General features: G+C 68.2%; 15 protein-coding genes. 5 read left to right on the forward strand and 10 right to left on the reverse strand.

The genetic code is table 11. The features are described from left to right. Together AB4070_RS08425 and AB4070_RS08430 are read right to left on the reverse strand one after the other, a co-directional pair. Complete coding sequence (locus AB4070_RS08425) at positions 1–1,605, reverse strand: ABC transporter permease subunit (RefSeq protein ID WP_441979677.1); 1,605 nt, start codon at positions 1,603–1,605, stop codon at positions 1–3. Positions 1,606–1,674: 69 nt separating this feature from the next. Next, positions 1,675–2,883 carry a sugar ABC transporter substrate-binding protein gene (locus tag AB4070_RS08430; protein WP_441979678.1) on the reverse strand — a complete coding sequence of 403 codons (1,209 nt, stop codon included), beginning with the start codon at positions 2,881–2,883 and terminating at the stop codon, positions 1,675–1,677. 185 nt (positions 2,884–3,068) lie between these two features. Between AB4070_RS08430 and AB4070_RS08435 the strand changes: the two genes are divergently transcribed. From AB4070_RS08435 to AB4070_RS08445, 3 genes are all read left to right on the forward strand, one after another. Continuing rightward, positions 3,069–3,500, forward strand: coding sequence for a hypothetical protein (locus AB4070_RS08435; protein ID WP_441979679.1), 432 nt, complete (start codon positions 3,069–3,071; stop codon positions 3,498–3,500). A gap of 13 nt (positions 3,501–3,513) precedes the next feature. Continuing rightward, positions 3,514–4,002 carry a YajQ family cyclic di-GMP-binding protein gene (locus tag AB4070_RS08440; protein WP_045264630.1) on the forward strand — a complete coding sequence of 163 codons (489 nt, stop codon included), beginning with the start codon at positions 3,514–3,516 and terminating at the stop codon, positions 4,000–4,002. A gap of 469 nt (positions 4,003–4,471) precedes the next feature. Beyond that, a complete protein-coding gene (locus tag AB4070_RS08445; RefSeq protein WP_441979680.1) occupies positions 4,472–5,104 on the forward strand; it encodes a GntR family transcriptional regulator in 633 nt (210 codons plus the stop codon). A gap of 4 nt (positions 5,105–5,108) precedes the next feature. On the opposite strand, the gene AB4070_RS08450 is transcribed toward AB4070_RS08445, so the two are convergent. From AB4070_RS08450 to AB4070_RS08470, 5 genes are all read right to left on the reverse strand, one after another. Next, positions 5,109–6,116 carry an alpha/beta hydrolase gene (locus tag AB4070_RS08450; RefSeq protein WP_441979681.1) on the reverse strand — a complete coding sequence of 336 codons (1,008 nt, stop codon included), beginning with the start codon at positions 6,114–6,116 and terminating at the stop codon, positions 5,109–5,111. Positions 6,117–6,187: 71 nt separating this feature from the next. Further along, positions 6,188–7,561 (reverse strand): FAD-dependent oxidoreductase, encoded by a 1,374-nt coding sequence (locus tag AB4070_RS08455; protein ID WP_441979682.1) that lies wholly within the window; start codon positions 7,559–7,561, stop codon positions 6,188–6,190. A gap of 61 nt (positions 7,562–7,622) precedes the next feature. Beyond that, on the reverse strand, positions 7,623–8,684 hold the full coding sequence (locus AB4070_RS08460; RefSeq protein ID WP_282848462.1) for a polyprenyl synthetase family protein: 1,062 nt from the start codon (positions 8,682–8,684) through the stop codon (positions 7,623–7,625). Between the two features lie 46 nt (positions 8,685–8,730). Beyond that, on the reverse strand, positions 8,731–9,450 hold the full coding sequence (locus AB4070_RS08465) for a class I SAM-dependent methyltransferase (protein ID WP_441979683.1): 720 nt from the start codon (positions 9,448–9,450) through the stop codon (positions 8,731–8,733). Then, positions 9,447–10,010 (reverse strand): DUF402 domain-containing protein, encoded by a 564-nt coding sequence (locus AB4070_RS08470; RefSeq protein WP_441979684.1) that lies wholly within the window; start codon positions 10,008–10,010, stop codon positions 9,447–9,449. The genes AB4070_RS08465 and AB4070_RS08470 overlap by 4 nt, the downstream gene beginning before the upstream one ends. Positions 10,011–10,066: 56 nt before the next feature. On the opposite strand from AB4070_RS08470, the gene AB4070_RS08475 reads away from it, so the two are divergent. Continuing rightward, the gene (locus AB4070_RS08475) at positions 10,067–11,335 is read left to right on the forward strand and encodes an isochorismate synthase (RefSeq protein ID WP_441979685.1); all 1,269 of its coding nucleotides are present in this window, start codon (positions 10,067–10,069) and stop codon (positions 11,333–11,335) included. Between the two features lie 13 nt (positions 11,336–11,348). On the opposite strand, the gene AB4070_RS08480 is transcribed toward AB4070_RS08475, so the two are convergent. The 3 genes from AB4070_RS08480 to AB4070_RS08490 are packed head-to-tail and all read right to left on the reverse strand — an operon-like array spanning position 11,349 to position 14,222. After that, positions 11,349–12,191: a polyphosphate kinase 2 family protein gene (locus tag AB4070_RS08480; protein WP_441979686.1), complete on the reverse strand. Its 843-nt coding sequence runs from the start codon at positions 12,189–12,191 to the stop codon at positions 11,349–11,351. 16 nt (positions 12,192–12,207) lie between these two features. Further along, complete coding sequence (gene menD / locus AB4070_RS08485) at positions 12,208–13,857, reverse strand: 2-succinyl-5-enolpyruvyl-6-hydroxy-3-cyclohexene-1-carboxylic-acid synthase (protein ID WP_441980557.1); 1,650 nt, start codon at positions 13,855–13,857, stop codon at positions 12,208–12,210. A 14-nt stretch (positions 13,858–13,871) separates the two neighbouring features. Then, a complete protein-coding gene (locus AB4070_RS08490) occupies positions 13,872–14,222 on the reverse strand; it encodes a PLD nuclease N-terminal domain-containing protein (protein ID WP_282848466.1) in 351 nt (116 codons plus the stop codon). 75 nt (positions 14,223–14,297) lie between these two features. Here AB4070_RS08490 and AB4070_RS08495 point away from each other — a divergent pair, with 75 nt between their 5' ends. After that, the gene (locus AB4070_RS08495; RefSeq protein WP_441979687.1) at positions 14,298–14,726 is read left to right on the forward strand and encodes a hypothetical protein; all 429 of its coding nucleotides are present in this window, start codon (positions 14,298–14,300) and stop codon (positions 14,724–14,726) included. The last annotated feature ends 46 nt before the right edge of the window (positions 14,727–14,772 follow it).

Raw genomic sequence — 14,772 nt, forward strand, 5'->3', positions numbered from 1 at the left:
TCAGTTCAGCTCCTCGAGGGCCTTGGTCTTGCGGAAGCTGATGATCGAGATCGTCGCGACCACGATGAAGATCAGGATCGTGAAGGCCGACGCCAGACCGTAGTCGCGGGTCTGGCCCGTGAAGGCCACCTTGTAGACCATCGAGATCAGGATGTCGGTGTGGCCCACGGGGATGGACACGTCGCTGAAGCGCGGGCCTCCCTTGGTGAGCATGTAGATCAGGTTGAAGTTGTTGAAGTTGAACGCGAACGACGAGATCAGCAACGGCGCGACGGTCACGAGCAGCAGCGGCAGCTTGATGCGGCGGAAGACCTGCCACGGATTCGCGCCGTCCATCACGGCGGCTTCGTTGACGTCCTCCGGGATGCCCTGCAGCGCCCCCATGCAGACCAGGAACATGTAGGGGAACCCGAGCCACAGGTTCACCAGCAGCACCGACACCTTGGCGAGCGTGGGATCGGTCAGCCACGGGATCGCGGCGCCGCCGAAGATCACCTGGTTGATGAAGCCGAAGCTCTCGTTCATCATGCCCGCCCAGACCAACGCGGACAGGAACGCGGGGAACGCGTACGGGAGGATCAGGATGATGCGGTAGCCGTTGCGGAAGCGCATCCGGGTGTTGTTGAACACCAGCGCGAGCAGCAGACCGAGGAAGAACGTGGTCGCGACCGAGATCAGCGCGAACGCGAAGGTCCAGAGCGTCACCGAGATGAGCGGGCCGCGGATGGAGGAGTCGGTGACAGCGCGGACGAAGTTGTCGAAGCCGACCGTCGTCTGCCATCCGGGGAGGAGCTGCTCTCCCCCTTCGGCTGTGAACGCACCGTCACCCGTGTCGGAATAGACGATCCCGGTGGTGGTGTCGGTGATCGTGTCTGCAGCCTCGTCGTACTCGAGCGTCGAGACGTACAGGTAGCCCTTCTGCCCGTCCGGAGCACGCAGGCTGCCCTCGTTGGGATCGTCACTGAACGGGACGGAGAGCTGCTCCAGCTCTTCCGACAGCGTGAAGACGGTGGCGAGGGGAAGCGTGGTCCACCCGTCGACCGCGACGGCCTTGTCACCTTCGAACTGCGCGTCGACCTCTGCGAGCGGCTGCTCCGCCGTGCCGAGGAGCGCATCGCCGGTGTCCGGGTCGGTCGCCAGCAGACCGTAGGTGCCGAACTGCTCGACCACGGTGACGGGATACGTCGGCGAATCCTCGACCCGCTCCTGAGCCGATGCGAGGAGGGAGGAGATCGCCTGCTCCTTGGTTCCGTTGTGGCCGGTGCCGTAGTTCGTGAAGCCGATGTACCCGGTGTAGAGCAGTGTGAAGACCTGGAACACGACCAGGAAGATGATGCCGGGCGTCAGGTACTTCGCCGCGATGCGCTTGCGGGAGAAGTAGATGTAGTTGACCAGGACAGCGACGACGACCACGATGCCGAGGATCAACCACTCCTGGTGCGCGAACAGCACGAACGCGGCGTACAGGGCGATCGCATCGACGACCGCCAGCAGGAGGATCTTCAGCAGCATCCAGCCGATCGGCCCGGATGCGGCCTCCGCGATCTTGGCGGCCTGGCGCTGGCGCTTGGTCGGAGGAGCTGTGCGCTCTTCGGTGTCAGTCATGTCGTCCTCGTCATGATCCTGCCGGGGCGGGCGAAGACGCCCACCCCGGCAGAGTCAGTGTGCTGGCTGTTACTTGATCGCGGCGGTCACGTCGTCGACGAGCTTCTGCCACGTCGTCGCCGGGTCCTCGCCGTTGATGATCGCGGCCTCGGCCACGCCCCAGTACTGCCAGACCGCACCCATGGCCGGGATGGCGGGCATCGGCACGGCGTCGGCACCGACGGCCTGGAAGCCGGCGATGATCGGGTCGGAGGCCGCGGTGTCGGCAGCAGCGGTGAGCGCCGGCAGCACGTTGCCGGCCTTGAACAGCTCGAGCTGCACGTCTTCGGTGCCGATGTAGTTGACGAGGAAGTCGTTCGCGGCGACCTTGTTCTTCGACTCCGAGCTCACGAAGAAGCCCTTCACTCCGGCGAACGGCGATGCGGTCTCACCGGTCGGGCTCGGGATGGGGTCGATCGCGACGTTGATACCGGCGTCGGTCGCGGCACCCACGTTCCACGGACCGGTCAGCCAGAAGGCGGCCGTGCCGTCGAGGAACTGCTGCTTGGCGATCTCACCGTCGACGTCGGTGTTGAGCACGCCGGCGGCACCCTGTGCGCCAAGCCAGTCGGCGAAGGCGAAGCCGCCCTCGCTGCCGAGCTGGAGATCGGTGGAGTCGTAGCTGCCGGTGTCGTCGGTGCCGAACACCGGGGCGCCGAACGCGGTCTGGAACGGGTACAGGTGGTACGGGTTGCCCTCGGTCCCCTGCTCGACGACGAACTTGCCCTTGGAGATCATGTCGTCGAAGCTCGTCGCGGGAGCCGGGACCAGGTCGGCGTTGCGGAGCACGGCGATGTTCTCCACGGCGTACGGAAGCATGTAGACGGTGCCGTCGTACGTCGCCGCCTGCAGCGCGACGGGGAGGTAGTCCTCGGAACTGTCGCCGAGTTCGATCGGAGCGACCACGCCGTTCGTGGAGAGCTCGCCCAGCCAGTCGTGCGCGCCCATGACGATGTCGGGGCCCTTGCCGGTCGGGACCTGCTGGATGAAGTCGTCCTTCATGTCGTCGACCGACTTGCCCGTGAGCTGGACCTTGACGCCGGTCTTCTCCTCGTAGGCATCTGCGGCGCCCTGAAGCGCGTCGACCCGCTCGGCATCGACCCAGACGACCAGCGCACCGCTGTCGTCGGAGCCGGAGGTGTCGTCGTTGCTGGTCCCCGTGGAGCAGCCGGCAAGCGTCAGAGTCGAAACGATGGCGATCGCGCCCGCGGCGACGATGCCCCTCTTGTTCACCTTCATTGGTGTGTGCCTCTCTCAGTGCTGATCACCTGCAAGGACTGCAAGCGCTTACAGTATGCATCGAAATCAAGGGTGTTTGCAATGAGAGAGGGCGTCGATATCAACCCGTGATGGACCGAAACTCGCATCACACGGATGGAAACGCTTCCATGGAACCGCCGAAACCCGCTCCGTAGACTGTGGGCATGTCTCGAAGCTCACTTCGCATCGTCCGGATCACGGCAGGTCTCGTGCTGGCGCTCACCGCGATGGGGCTGAGCGGGTGCACCGTGTTCGCCCCGAGCTATGGCGTCCTGGATCGAGAAGCCGAGCCGGCAGACGCCGTGCCGGACGCGGTGGCGGAGCAGGACTCCGGAGACGTCGCCGACCTGTCATCGGCCCGCCTGGTGGGCGAACACTCCGGCAGCTCGATCTGGCTGCTGCGCGGCGTCGAACAGGGAACGGTATGCGTGCTCGCCTTCCCGGGGGACGACGAGTGGAGCATGGCGTGCGGCGGAGAAGGCGCCCCCGTGGAGATGAGCGGGCCCGCCGGACACTTCGTGACAGTCCCCGACGACTACCCCACGCCGGACGGAGCCACCCGTGTCTCCGACAACGTCTACGCGCTGAGCCCCTGAGTAGGATGAAGCCATGGCTGACAGCTCATTTGACATCGTCTCGAAGGTCGACCACCAGGAGGCCGAGAACGCCCTGAACCAGGCCCGCAAGGAGATCGAGCAGCGCTACGACTTCAAGGGCACCGGCGCGTCGATCGCCTGGAGCGGCGAGAGCATCCTCATCATCGCGAACTCCGAGGAACGCGCCAAGGCCGTGCTCGACGTGTTCCAGTCCAAGCTCATCAAGCGCGGCATCTCGCTGAAGAGCCTCGAGTCGGGCGACCCGTTCGCCAGCGGCAAGGAGTTCCGCATCGTCTCGACGCTCAAGGACGGCATCTCCTCCGAGAACGCGAAGAAGATCAACAAGATCATCCGCGACGAGGGCCCCAAGGGCGTGAAGAGCCAGATCCAGGGCGACGAGCTGCGCGTGCAGTCCAAGAGCCGCGACGACCTACAGTCGGTCATCGCGCTGCTGAAGGGCGCCGACCTCGATCTCGACCTGCAGTTCATCAACTACCGGTAGGCGTCGCGCTCGACGACGGAGGGGCCGGATGCGATCGCATCCGGCCCCTCCGTCGTCATTTCTGGACTGCGTTCCAGATTGTTGAATTGCATACCAATATATGGGTTTCCGTACCCAAGACTGGGAAGCGGTCGACTCGACCGACGACGCGAACGCCGCGTGACGCACTGCCGTCGTAGGGCTGCGCGATTTCGGTATTGCGAGCTTGCCCTCGTGGGGACGAGGCCGCGGCAGTTCCATGCGCTCGCGTCTTCGGTGGCCGGCGGATGCTGAGCATCCGCCGGCCACGGAAACCGCGAGCGGACGACCACACGTAAGAAGAACCCACCGGGGCCCGCGCTGCGCGCCCCCACGCGGACCGCGGACTCCGGTGGGGGATATTGGCATCCGACGCGACTTCATGATGTAGTTGCCCTCCCGGGCGAATCATGGGGCGCTCGGGATCAGAAGGGCAACTGGGGGCGGATCCATGGGGAGTACCGGATCGACGAACATCGGCGAGAGCAAGCAGCTCCTGGCCGAAGAAGTCTTCCACCACATCGGCGGACAGATCATCGACGGCACGTTGGCCGCGGGTGAGCGCATCCGTGACGTCGACGTGGCGGAGGAGCTGCACGTGTCACGAACACCGGTGCGGGAGGCGCTCCAGCGACTGGAACGCCTCGGGATGGTGACGATGTATCCGAGCCGGTACACGGAGGTGACGGCGGTGACACCGGAGACCGTGGCGCAGTCGCTCGAGTTCGCCGGCTACCAGGCAGGCATCGCCGCGAGACTGGCCGTACCGAGGATCACGATGGCCCAACGCGAGCACGTCGTCGCCCTGATCGAGGGCTTGCACGCATCACTCGAGGACGGCACCGAGACGTCGAATGCGCGCTGGGCGGTGTTCTCCTACCTCGGCGATCACAGCGGCAACTCGCAGCATCGCACGCTGATCGACGACGCCAGCATGGTGCTGTTCCGCAACCTCCGCGATTGGGTGGTCCCGCCGTCGGATCGCGCGCGCATGGGTCAGGTGTACTCCGACTTCGGCGATGCCGTTCGAAGTGCGGACGGCGACACCGCAGAGCGCCTCGTCCGGGCGATGTACTACCTGTGACAGCTCACTGCACCGCTCGCCATGCGGTGGCCCAGCGGTCCAGCCGTCGGTAGGCGTCTTCCCGCGCCTCGTGCCGGGAGAGGAACACATCGTGCAGCGCACCGTCGATGCGCTCCACGGTGACGCTGGGGCCGAGACGGAGTGCCGCACGGGCGATGTCGTCGACGACCAGCACGGAATCGGCTGAGGTGAGGTCCTCCGACCATCGCGTCGGGGGCACGAATCGCGCGGAGAGCAGCACGCACACCGGCGCCGTGATCGACAGGCCCGATGCCACGGCCTTGTGACCCGACAGGATGGCGTGCAGCCACCCCGCGTACACGGCCATGGTCTGCGCCGGGCGCCAGACCTGGTTCACCTCCATCGGGTCGTCAGGGTCGGCCACCTCCTGCTGTGCTCGCGTGTAGAAGCCGAGGTCGACCTGCGGTGCCACCTCCATCGGACGGATCCTCGCCTGCAGTTCGACCATCGGGGCGATCGCCGCTCTCGCCGGAGCGAACTGGAACTCCAGCCAGGGACTGTTGAGGATCACCGCGTCGGCCGCTCCTGGATGCCGAGACGCCCACAGGCTCAGCGTCAGACCACCCGTGGAATGTCCGAGCAGGATGAGGCGCCGGTCGGATTCGGCGCCTCCGTTCGCACGCCCCATCGCGTCCAGTGCTGCGGCGATGTCCTCGTCGTAGGTCGCGAGATCGGCGATGTATCCCGGCGTCTGCCCGTCGCGGAGGCTGCGGCCGTATTTGCGCAGATCCAGCGCGAAGAAACGGGCGCCCCGCGCAGTCCAGAAACGGGCCAGACGCTTCTGGAAGAAGTAGTCGGACCAGCCGTGCACGTACAGCACGTCGACTCCGTCGAGGAGCGGGCGGTGTCCGCGCACCCTGTCCCAGAGACCCGGCTCTGTCGGCAGCGCGCGCACCAGCGTGGCCACGACCGGACCCTGATCGTCGACACCGAGGTCGAGGGTGCGCTGCTGGAACTCGTCACCGAGCACATCGGGAATCCAGTCGGCCATGCGTTCCTCCCCCGTTCACGCCAGGCTAGCCGAGCGTGCGGAGGGGACGGGGAGGCCTGACCGGGACGACGCTATTCGCCGCGGGAGACGCGGACCATCTCGTCGCGCGGGACCACCTTGACGCGGGCCCGCTCCTCGGGCGCACCGAGAGCGATCTCGTGCTCGTCGAGGCGGTGCCATCCATCCAGGTCGGTCCAGCGCACACCGCGCTCCTGAAGGAGCTCGACGACGGCCTCCTCGGAGGGGTCCTCCGGGTGCCACCAGGAGCCCTGGTCGTTGATGATGTGGCGCACGGTCTCCATCGCATCGGACTTGGTGTGCCCGATCAGACCCACCGGTCCGCGCTTGATCCACCCCGTGGCGTAGATGCCCGGGACGCGCTCGTTCGAGTCCTTCGCGAGCACCTGGCCCTCACGGTTGGGGATCACGCCGTGCTTCTTGTCGAACGGCACACCGGGAAGGGGCGAGCCGAAGTAGCCGATGGCCCGGTACAGGGCCTGCAGGGGCACCTCGCGCAGCTCACCGGTGCCGATCGCGCCGCCCTGGCCGTCGGGCTGGGTGCGCTCGTAGACGAGAGCCGCGACGCGACCGTTCTCGTCCTTGCGGACCTCGACCGGCTTCGCCCAGAAGTGCAGGTGCAGGCGTCGCGACGCGGTACCGCCGGCGTTGTTCACCGAATCGCGCTTGCGCCACGACTGCAGGATGCGGTCGATGACCATGACCTGCTTGTTGCTGGCGACAGCATCCTTCGCCGCATCGTCGTAGTCGAAGTCCTCGTCGTAGACGACCATGTCGACGTCCCGCAGCTCGCCGAGCTCGCGCAGTTCGAGCGGCGTGAACTTCACCTGCGCCGGTCCGCGGCGGCCGAACACGTGCACGTCGGTGATCTCGCTGGCCTTGAGGCCCTCGTAGACGTTCGACGGCACCTCGGTGACCAGCAGATCCTCCGCGTGCTTGGCCAGCATGCGCGCGACATCGAGCGCAACGTTGCCGTTGCCCAGCACGCCGACGGATGCCGCGTCCAGCGGCCATTCGCGCGGAACATCGGGGTGTCCGTCGAACCAGCTGACGTAATCGGCCGCTCCGTAGGAGGCGACAGCGTCGATGCCGGGGATGTCCAGAGACGTGTCGCGGATGGCGCCCGTGGCGAAGATCACCGCGTTGTAGTGCTTCTTCAGGTCTTCGAGGGTGATGTCCTCGCCGAAGCGCACGTTGCCGAACAGGCGGATGTCACCGCGGTCGAGAACGTCGCGCAGGGCCGTGATGATGCCCTTGATGCGAGGGTGGTCGGGGGCCACGCCGTAGCGCACCAGACCGTAGGGCGCGGGAAGCTGCTCGAACAGATCGATCGAGACGTCGAACTTGCGCTCCGCCTTCAGCAGGATGTCCGCGGCGTAGATGCCGGCGGGGCCTGCACCGACGATGGCCAGTCTGAGCTTGGTCATGGGAGGTCCTTTCGTAAGCCGTCACAACAGGCGCGCGACCCGACGGGCCGCCAGCGCGGATTCAGCTGGAGCGTTCGGCGAGGGTCTCTGCGAAGCGGGTCAGCGCCTCGCGCACCGTCCCCCGCGGGAGGCGCGTGAGGGCATCGATCGCATCCTGTGTCCAGGCGTGCGCGAGCTCGAGGGTCTTCTGCGTGACCGCGTGATCGCGCAGCTCATCCAGCGGGCCGTCGAGGATCGCGGAGTCCGCGCCGTCGGCGATCAGGGCCACACCGTCGTCGATGCGCGCCGCGAGATCGACCGCACCCGCGTCGTCCTCCGCTTTCAACAGGAGGTAGGGCATGGTCGGAACGCCGGCGCGCAGGTCGGTGCCCGGCACCTTGCCGGTCTCCTCGGGCTTCGCCGAGAGGTCGATCACATCGTCGAGCAGCTGGAACGCCACGCCGATCTTCTCGCCGTACACGCGCAGCGGCTCCTCGTACTCCGAAGGAGCGTTCGAGAAGATCACTCCGCCCTGCGTGGCCGCAGCGATCAATGAACCCGTCTTGTCGGCGAGCACCTGGATGTAGAACTCGATCGGGTCGTCGCCCTCCTGCGGGCCCAGCGTCTCGTGCATCTGACCGAGGACGAGCCGCTCGAAGGTATCGGCCTGAAGACGGATCGCGCGCTCACCGAGTCGGGACATCAACTGGCTGGCACGGGAGAACAGGATGTCGCCCGTGAGGATCGCGATGTTGTTGCCCCACACGGCGTGAGCAGCCGGTACCCCGCGACGGCGATCGGCTCCGTCCATGACATCGTCGTGATAGAGCGATCCGAGATGCGTGATCTCGAGCGCCTTCGCGACGTCGATGACCTGGGCGGTGTTGCCGTCGCCGAGCTGGGCGGCGAGGAGGGTGAGCACGGGGCGGATGCGCTTGCCACCGGCCTCGTACAGATAGCGACTCGCGGCATCGGCCAGAGGGTCGGCGACACGGACGTCGTCGGCCAGGCCGGTCTCGACGAGTTCCAGCCCGTCCTCGATGGCGCGGGCGACGCGGCGGGCGGCGGGGCCGATGAAGACGCGATCGCTGAAGCCGAGACGGCTCGCCAGTCGCGAACCCGGGGCGATGGGGCTCGAAGTCACGTTCTCAGCCTACCTTCGTCCGATGTCACGGTTTCGCCCGGACGGTTCACTCCGGCTTTCGCGCTCTGTGCAGGGCCACGATGCCGAACGAGAGATTGCGGTACGCGACCTCGCTCCAGCCCGCTTCGCGGATCCACGCGGAGAGCCGCTTCTGATCGGGCCACTCCCTGATCGACTCGTTCAGATAGTCGTAGGCATCGCCGTTGGTGCCGGCCACGCGGGCGACACGGGGCAGCACCTGCGCGTTGTAGAACCTGTATGCGCTGCGGAAGAGCTTTCCCGGCGGCGTCGAGAACTCGTTGATCACGAGCCGGCCCCCGGGCTTCGTGACCCGATACAGCTCGCGAAGCGCCTTCTTCGGATCGTTCACGTTGCGCAGCGCATAGGACATGGTGACCGCGTCGAACGAGGCGTCGGAGAACGGCAGATCGGTGGCGTCGGCCTGCACGAACGACAAGTTGCGCATCGCGCCGTGCCGCCGCTCCCCCTCGGCGAGCATCCCCGGGGAGAAGTCGGCTGCGACCACCTCGGCGCCGCTGCGCGCGAGGGAGGCCGACGACGACGCCGTTCCGGCACCGAGGTCGAGGATGCGCTCGCCTGGCTTCGGAGCCACGGCTCGAGTGGTGGCCGCCCGCCAGAGCACGTCGTTGCCGAACGTCATGGCGGTGTTCGTGCGGTCGTAGCCCGCGGCGACCTGGTCGAACATGCCGCTGACGCGGGCGGGGTCCTTGCCGAGATCGGCGCGGTTCTTCTCGTTCGAGGTCACGAGTCCAGTCTAGGCGGGAGGCCCAGCGCTTCGAGGCGGTCGAGCCAGGGGTCGACGGTGGCGTCGTCGAACGGGGCGACCTGCGCACGCACCCGCGTCTCGAGGTCGAGGGCCAGGGATTCGAGATGGGCCATGACGTCCACGGGATACCCGTAGCGCGCGCTGTGGTCGGCCCACTCGTCGCGGTCGTCGACCCAGGTGCCGCGCTCGCCCGCGACCCGCACCACGTCGAGGTCCATGTCGATCCCGGTCACGAGGAGCGGATCGTCGGACCAGTGGATGTCCCAGCCCAGGTCGATGTAGATGCGCATGCCCCTGCGGTGACGGCGGTTGACGGTCACGGCATGGTCGCCGTCGGCCGGAACCAGGGTGACGTTCGGACCCCCGGCGTGGAACTCCGCGCCCGGTCGCACGCTGTGCCACCCCACGGGCTGTCCGAGCCAATCGCCCCACTCGTCGGCACCGAGATACACGCACTCGTGCCGCCAGTGCGGCGAGCCGTCCCACTTGCGCCACTGGAAGACCATCTCGGTGCCGGGTGCGGGGCGTGCATCGCTCATCCGCTCACCCTACGGCCACGCGGATCCCTGCCCCCTGAGCGGCATAGGCTGGATGCGTGCACACCACCCACCTGGTCGTGGAGACCCGCGAGATCGACCCGGTCGAAGACCTCCTGGCGTACGCCGACCCCGCCCGTCCTCTGGCCTGGCTGCGGCGCGGAGACGGGATCGTCGCCGTCGGCGAGACCCTCAGCGAGATCCGGCCTCCCGCACATGCGGAAGCGTCCCGGGTCACGTCCCTCGCGAGCGCCTGGCGGGACATGGCCGCGCATGCCGAGGTTTCCGACCCGATGGAGCTTCCCGGTACCGGGCTCGTCGCCTTCGGGACCATCGCGTTCGATGAGGATTCGACAGCCGACAGCGTGCTGGTGATCCCGACGCAGGTGATCGGACGACACGGCGACCGCTTCTGGCGCACCACGATCCGCTTCGCCGGCACCGAGGAGGCAGGTGCGCCGGAACACCCGGTCGACCTGGTCACGCAGCCCTATGGGCCGCACTGGGCCGGCACAGTGGGTCCGGGGGCCCAGACGCCTCAGGGTTACCAGGACTCGGTGCGCCGTGCCCTCACCCGCATCGCCGATGGCGAGGTGAGCAAGGTCGTGCTCGCACGCGACCTCACCGGCAGCATCCCCGCCGGATCGGACCTGCGTCGTCTGGTGCGCGCCCTGTCGACCGGCTACCCCGACACCTGGGCCTTCGCCGTCGACGGCTTGATCGGCGCGAGCCCGGAGACGCTCGTGACCGTGCACGGGGGGACGGTGACCGCGCGGGTGCTGGCGGGCACGATCGGCCGCGGAGCCGATGCGGATGCCGACACCGCCGCGTCCGCTCATCTGGCGTCGAGCGTGAAGGATCTCGACGAGCACCAGTACGCCGTGCAGAGTGTGCTCGCCTCGCTGCGCGCCCACACCAGGGCTCTGGCCGCGAGCGAGCAGCCCTTCCTGCTGAAGCTCCCCAACCTGTTCCATCTGGCGACCGATGTCGAAGGCGAGCTCGCCTCCGGCGAGACGGCACTCGACCTCGTCCGCGTGCTGCACCCGACTGCGGCCGTGGCCGGCACCCCCACACCGGCGGCGATCGCGGCGATCCGCGAGCTCGAACCCTTCGACCGGGGGCGCTACGCGGGCCCCGTCGGCTGGGTGGACGCCGCAGGCAACGGCGAGTGGGCGATCGCGCTCCGCTGCGCCCAGTTCACCGCACGGGCGGGAGAGATCGGCGTGACCGCCTATGCGGGCGCCGGTATCGTTGCCGGCTCCGACCCGGAGAGCGAACTGCTCGAGACGCGCGTGAAGTTCCGCCCGCTGGTCGACGCGCTGGCCTGACCGCGGCGCACGGTCAGCTGGCGGCGAGGCGCTTCTTCTCGGCCTCGACGTCGAAGTCGGCGCTCGGCCACTGCGGATCGATGTCCTCCAGTGCCGCGAGCAGCAGCTCCTGCACCGCGAGACGCGCGTACCATTTCGCATTCGCCGGGATCACGAACCACGGTGCCGCGTCGGTCGACGTGCGGTCGAAGACGGTCTGGTACGCCTCCATGTACTGCGGCCACAGCATCCGCTCGTCCACATCACCCGGGTTGTACTTCCAGTACTTGTCCGGACGTTCGAGGCGCTCCATCAGCCGCGCCTTCTGCTCTTCGGGCGAGATGTGCAGCATGACCTTCACGATCCTGGTGCCCGATGCGGCGACGCGCGCCTCGAACTCGTTGATGGCGTCGTAGCGGCGCTCGATCTCCGCAGGCGGCGCGAGTTCGCGCACGCGCCCGATCAGCACATCCTCGTAGTGCGAGCGATCGAACACCCCGATGAAGCCCGGCTCCGGCAGACGCTTCTCGACGCGCCAGAGGAAGTCGTGTTCGCGTTCCTCCGCCGTCGGCGCCTTGAATGCGGCGAGCGCGACGCCCTGCGGATCGACACCGCCGACCACGTGCCGCACGATGCCGCCCTTGCCCGCGGAGTCCATCGCCTGCAGCACCAGGAGGACGGCGTCCTTCGCCACGCCGACGCGGCTCTCGGCGAACAGCCTTTCCTGCAGCACGTTGAGGTCCGCCAGACCTGCCGCGAGGTCGGAGACCCCGTGCGACTTGCCGTGGTCGTAGCCGGGCTTGGCATCGGGGTCGACGTCGGCGAGACGGAACCCTTCGCCGACCCGCAGCTTCTGCGTCCAGGTGTGCGCGTTCATACGCACATCCTGCCAGTCAACGCGCCAGCGGCACCTCGATGATCTGACGGCCGCCGCGCGGCGAGGTCAGCGCCTGATCGAGGGCCGTGCGGGTGGTGACCCGCTGGTACTCCCAGCCGTAGGCGAGGGCGAGGTGTTCGAGGCGCACGGTGTGCGGCGTGTAGAAGGCACGGTCGAGGTCGCCCGGCCGCGCGGAGGATGCGACCTCGAGGGCATCGAAGATCGTGCCACCGCCGTCGTTGCCGACGATGACCTGCAGCCGAGGCTCCGTCTCGTCCGGCGGCAGCAGCAGTGCGCCGACATCGTGCAGGAAGGCCAGATCACCCAGCAGCACACGGGTGATTCCGGGGGCTCCGGCAGCCTGACTGGAGATCGCGATACCTGTGGCGGTGGCTATCGTGCCGTCGATGCCGGCGAGACCACGGTTGGCGTGGACGGGGACCTTCTTGCCGCCGAGCACCTGATCGGCGACGCGCACCAGGCGCGAGGATCCGAACATCAGGCGATCGTGCGGCCAGGTGGCGCGCCACACGGCATCGACGAGCAGCTCACGATCGAGCGGGCGGCGGACCGCGTCGAGCTCGGCCTTCACCGCTTCTCTGCGCGCCGCGAAGTCGGCGGATGCCAGCGCCTCCGGGTCGGGGGCGTGCTCGCTCAGGTCCACGACCTCGGCGGCGGACGCGCGCATCCACTCGCCGAGCCAGTCGCGATCGGCGGCCCCCGGGGCGACCGCGACCGCGTCGACTCCGCGCGTGCGATGGTTGAGGTTCAGTTGCTCCCCCCCGCGGCGCACGGCGATGATCTCGACGTCCTGTCGCGCGAGAAGCGCGGCCACCTCGCGGCTGAGAGTCGGATGGCCCAGGACCACCACCCGCTCGATGCGTCCGCCGAGGTCTTCGCGAGCCAGCAGACGGCGATAGCCGTGCACGATCTGACGCCCGAACCGCGCACCGCTCACGATCTCGGCGATCAGCGGCCACCCACCGGCATGCGCGATATCTTCGGCGTCGGGGCCGGCATCGGCACCTGCGATCACGACGGTGCGCCGGCTGCGGTCGAGCTCGAACGGCTCCTCCCTCAGCGCCGAAGGAGCCTCGCCCTGGACGAGATCGATGGAGGGAAGGTTCCCCGAGAGGGGCTCTCTCGTGGGAAGGTTCAGGTGCACGGGCCCGGCGACGCCACGGAGGCCGCTCTCGACCTCGCGTGCCCCCATCGACGCGGCGACCGCCCGTTCGGCGAGTCCGGCCCAGTCACCCTCGCCCGGCACGGGAGCATCGAGCGCGTCACGCACCCACGGACGGAAGAGGTCTTCCTGGAGCGTCGCCTGGTTGGCGCCGACGCCGCGCAGCTCCGGGGGGCGGTCGGCGGTGAGCAGGAGCATCGGGACCCCGGAGTGGAACGCTTCCATGACCGCGGGAAGCAGGTTGCCGACGGCCGTTCCCGAGGTGCACACCACCGCTGCGGGCACGCGCGTCTCCCTGGCGATGCCGAGGGCGGTGAACCCCGCGACCCGCTCGTCGATGCGGACGTGCACGCGGAGGTGTCCGTCATCGGCGGCACGCACAGCGGCGAGCGCGAGTGCCTGCGACCGCGAGCCCGGCGACACCACGATGTCGCGCACACCCTGGGCGACGAGCTCGGCGATCAGGGTCGCCGCGGCGTCCATCGCCGGCGACGACGTCACGGGCGCTGGTCCGTGGCAGGAGGCTCGTCGGTCTCGTCGTCGAGGCGTGCGAGCTCCTCCTCGAGGCGGCGGATACGCGCATCCTGCTCGGACTTGCTGATGCTGCGGAGGAAGGCGGGGTCGTCATCCGGTGCGACGGCAGGACGGACACCGGGATCGTTCGCCCGACGGCGGCCGATCACGAACCAGAGGATGCCGCCGATCACGGGAAGGAGTACGACGATCGCGATCCAGAGCGGTTTGGACACGCCCCGGTGTCGCGTCGCCGGCTGCACTGCGCAGTCGACGATGCTGAACACCCAGAACACGGCGGCGAGGAAGCCGCCGACGATCAGTAGTCTCGCCACCCCTCCAGTCTAGGCGTGTCGCGACCTCTCCGGCCCCGGAGAGGACAGAGGCGGCGTTGCTAGACTGCGCGGGAAATGCTGCCCCCATCGCCTGATCCGTCGCCGCGAGCGGGGGCCGAACGGCTGCTGATCGCCCGTGTGATCATCGCCGTCGGCCTCGCGCTCCTGCTCGTCGTCGGCGCCTGGTCGACGTCTCGGGGTTCCGCCGACGTGCACGCGACACTGTGTCTCGCCTCCGGCGTCTCGGAGTCGGCCGCGACTGCCCCGACCTCAGCCGATGTCGAGGGCGCAGCGACGGTCGATGCGCTCTCCTCCGGCGTGGGGATCTGCCTGCTCGCGGTACTGGGGTCCGTCGCGTTGATCCTGCTGTTCCGCCGGCTCACCGGCCATGCCACACGAACGCTCGACGTCCACTCTCCGCGGGCGGCGACTCCGAGCCGGGCGGGCCCGGGGATCCTCGTCTCCGCTCTCACCCTCACGCAGCTCTCCATCTCCCGCACCTGATCGACGGCAGGCGTCCGCGCCGCCCGCAGGCGGCACCCTTCCCTCG

It is taken from the genome of Microbacterium sp. 2RAF4 (assembly GCF_052115285.1).
GTDB lineage: Bacteria > Actinomycetota > Actinomycetes > Actinomycetales > Microbacteriaceae > Microbacterium > Microbacterium oxydans.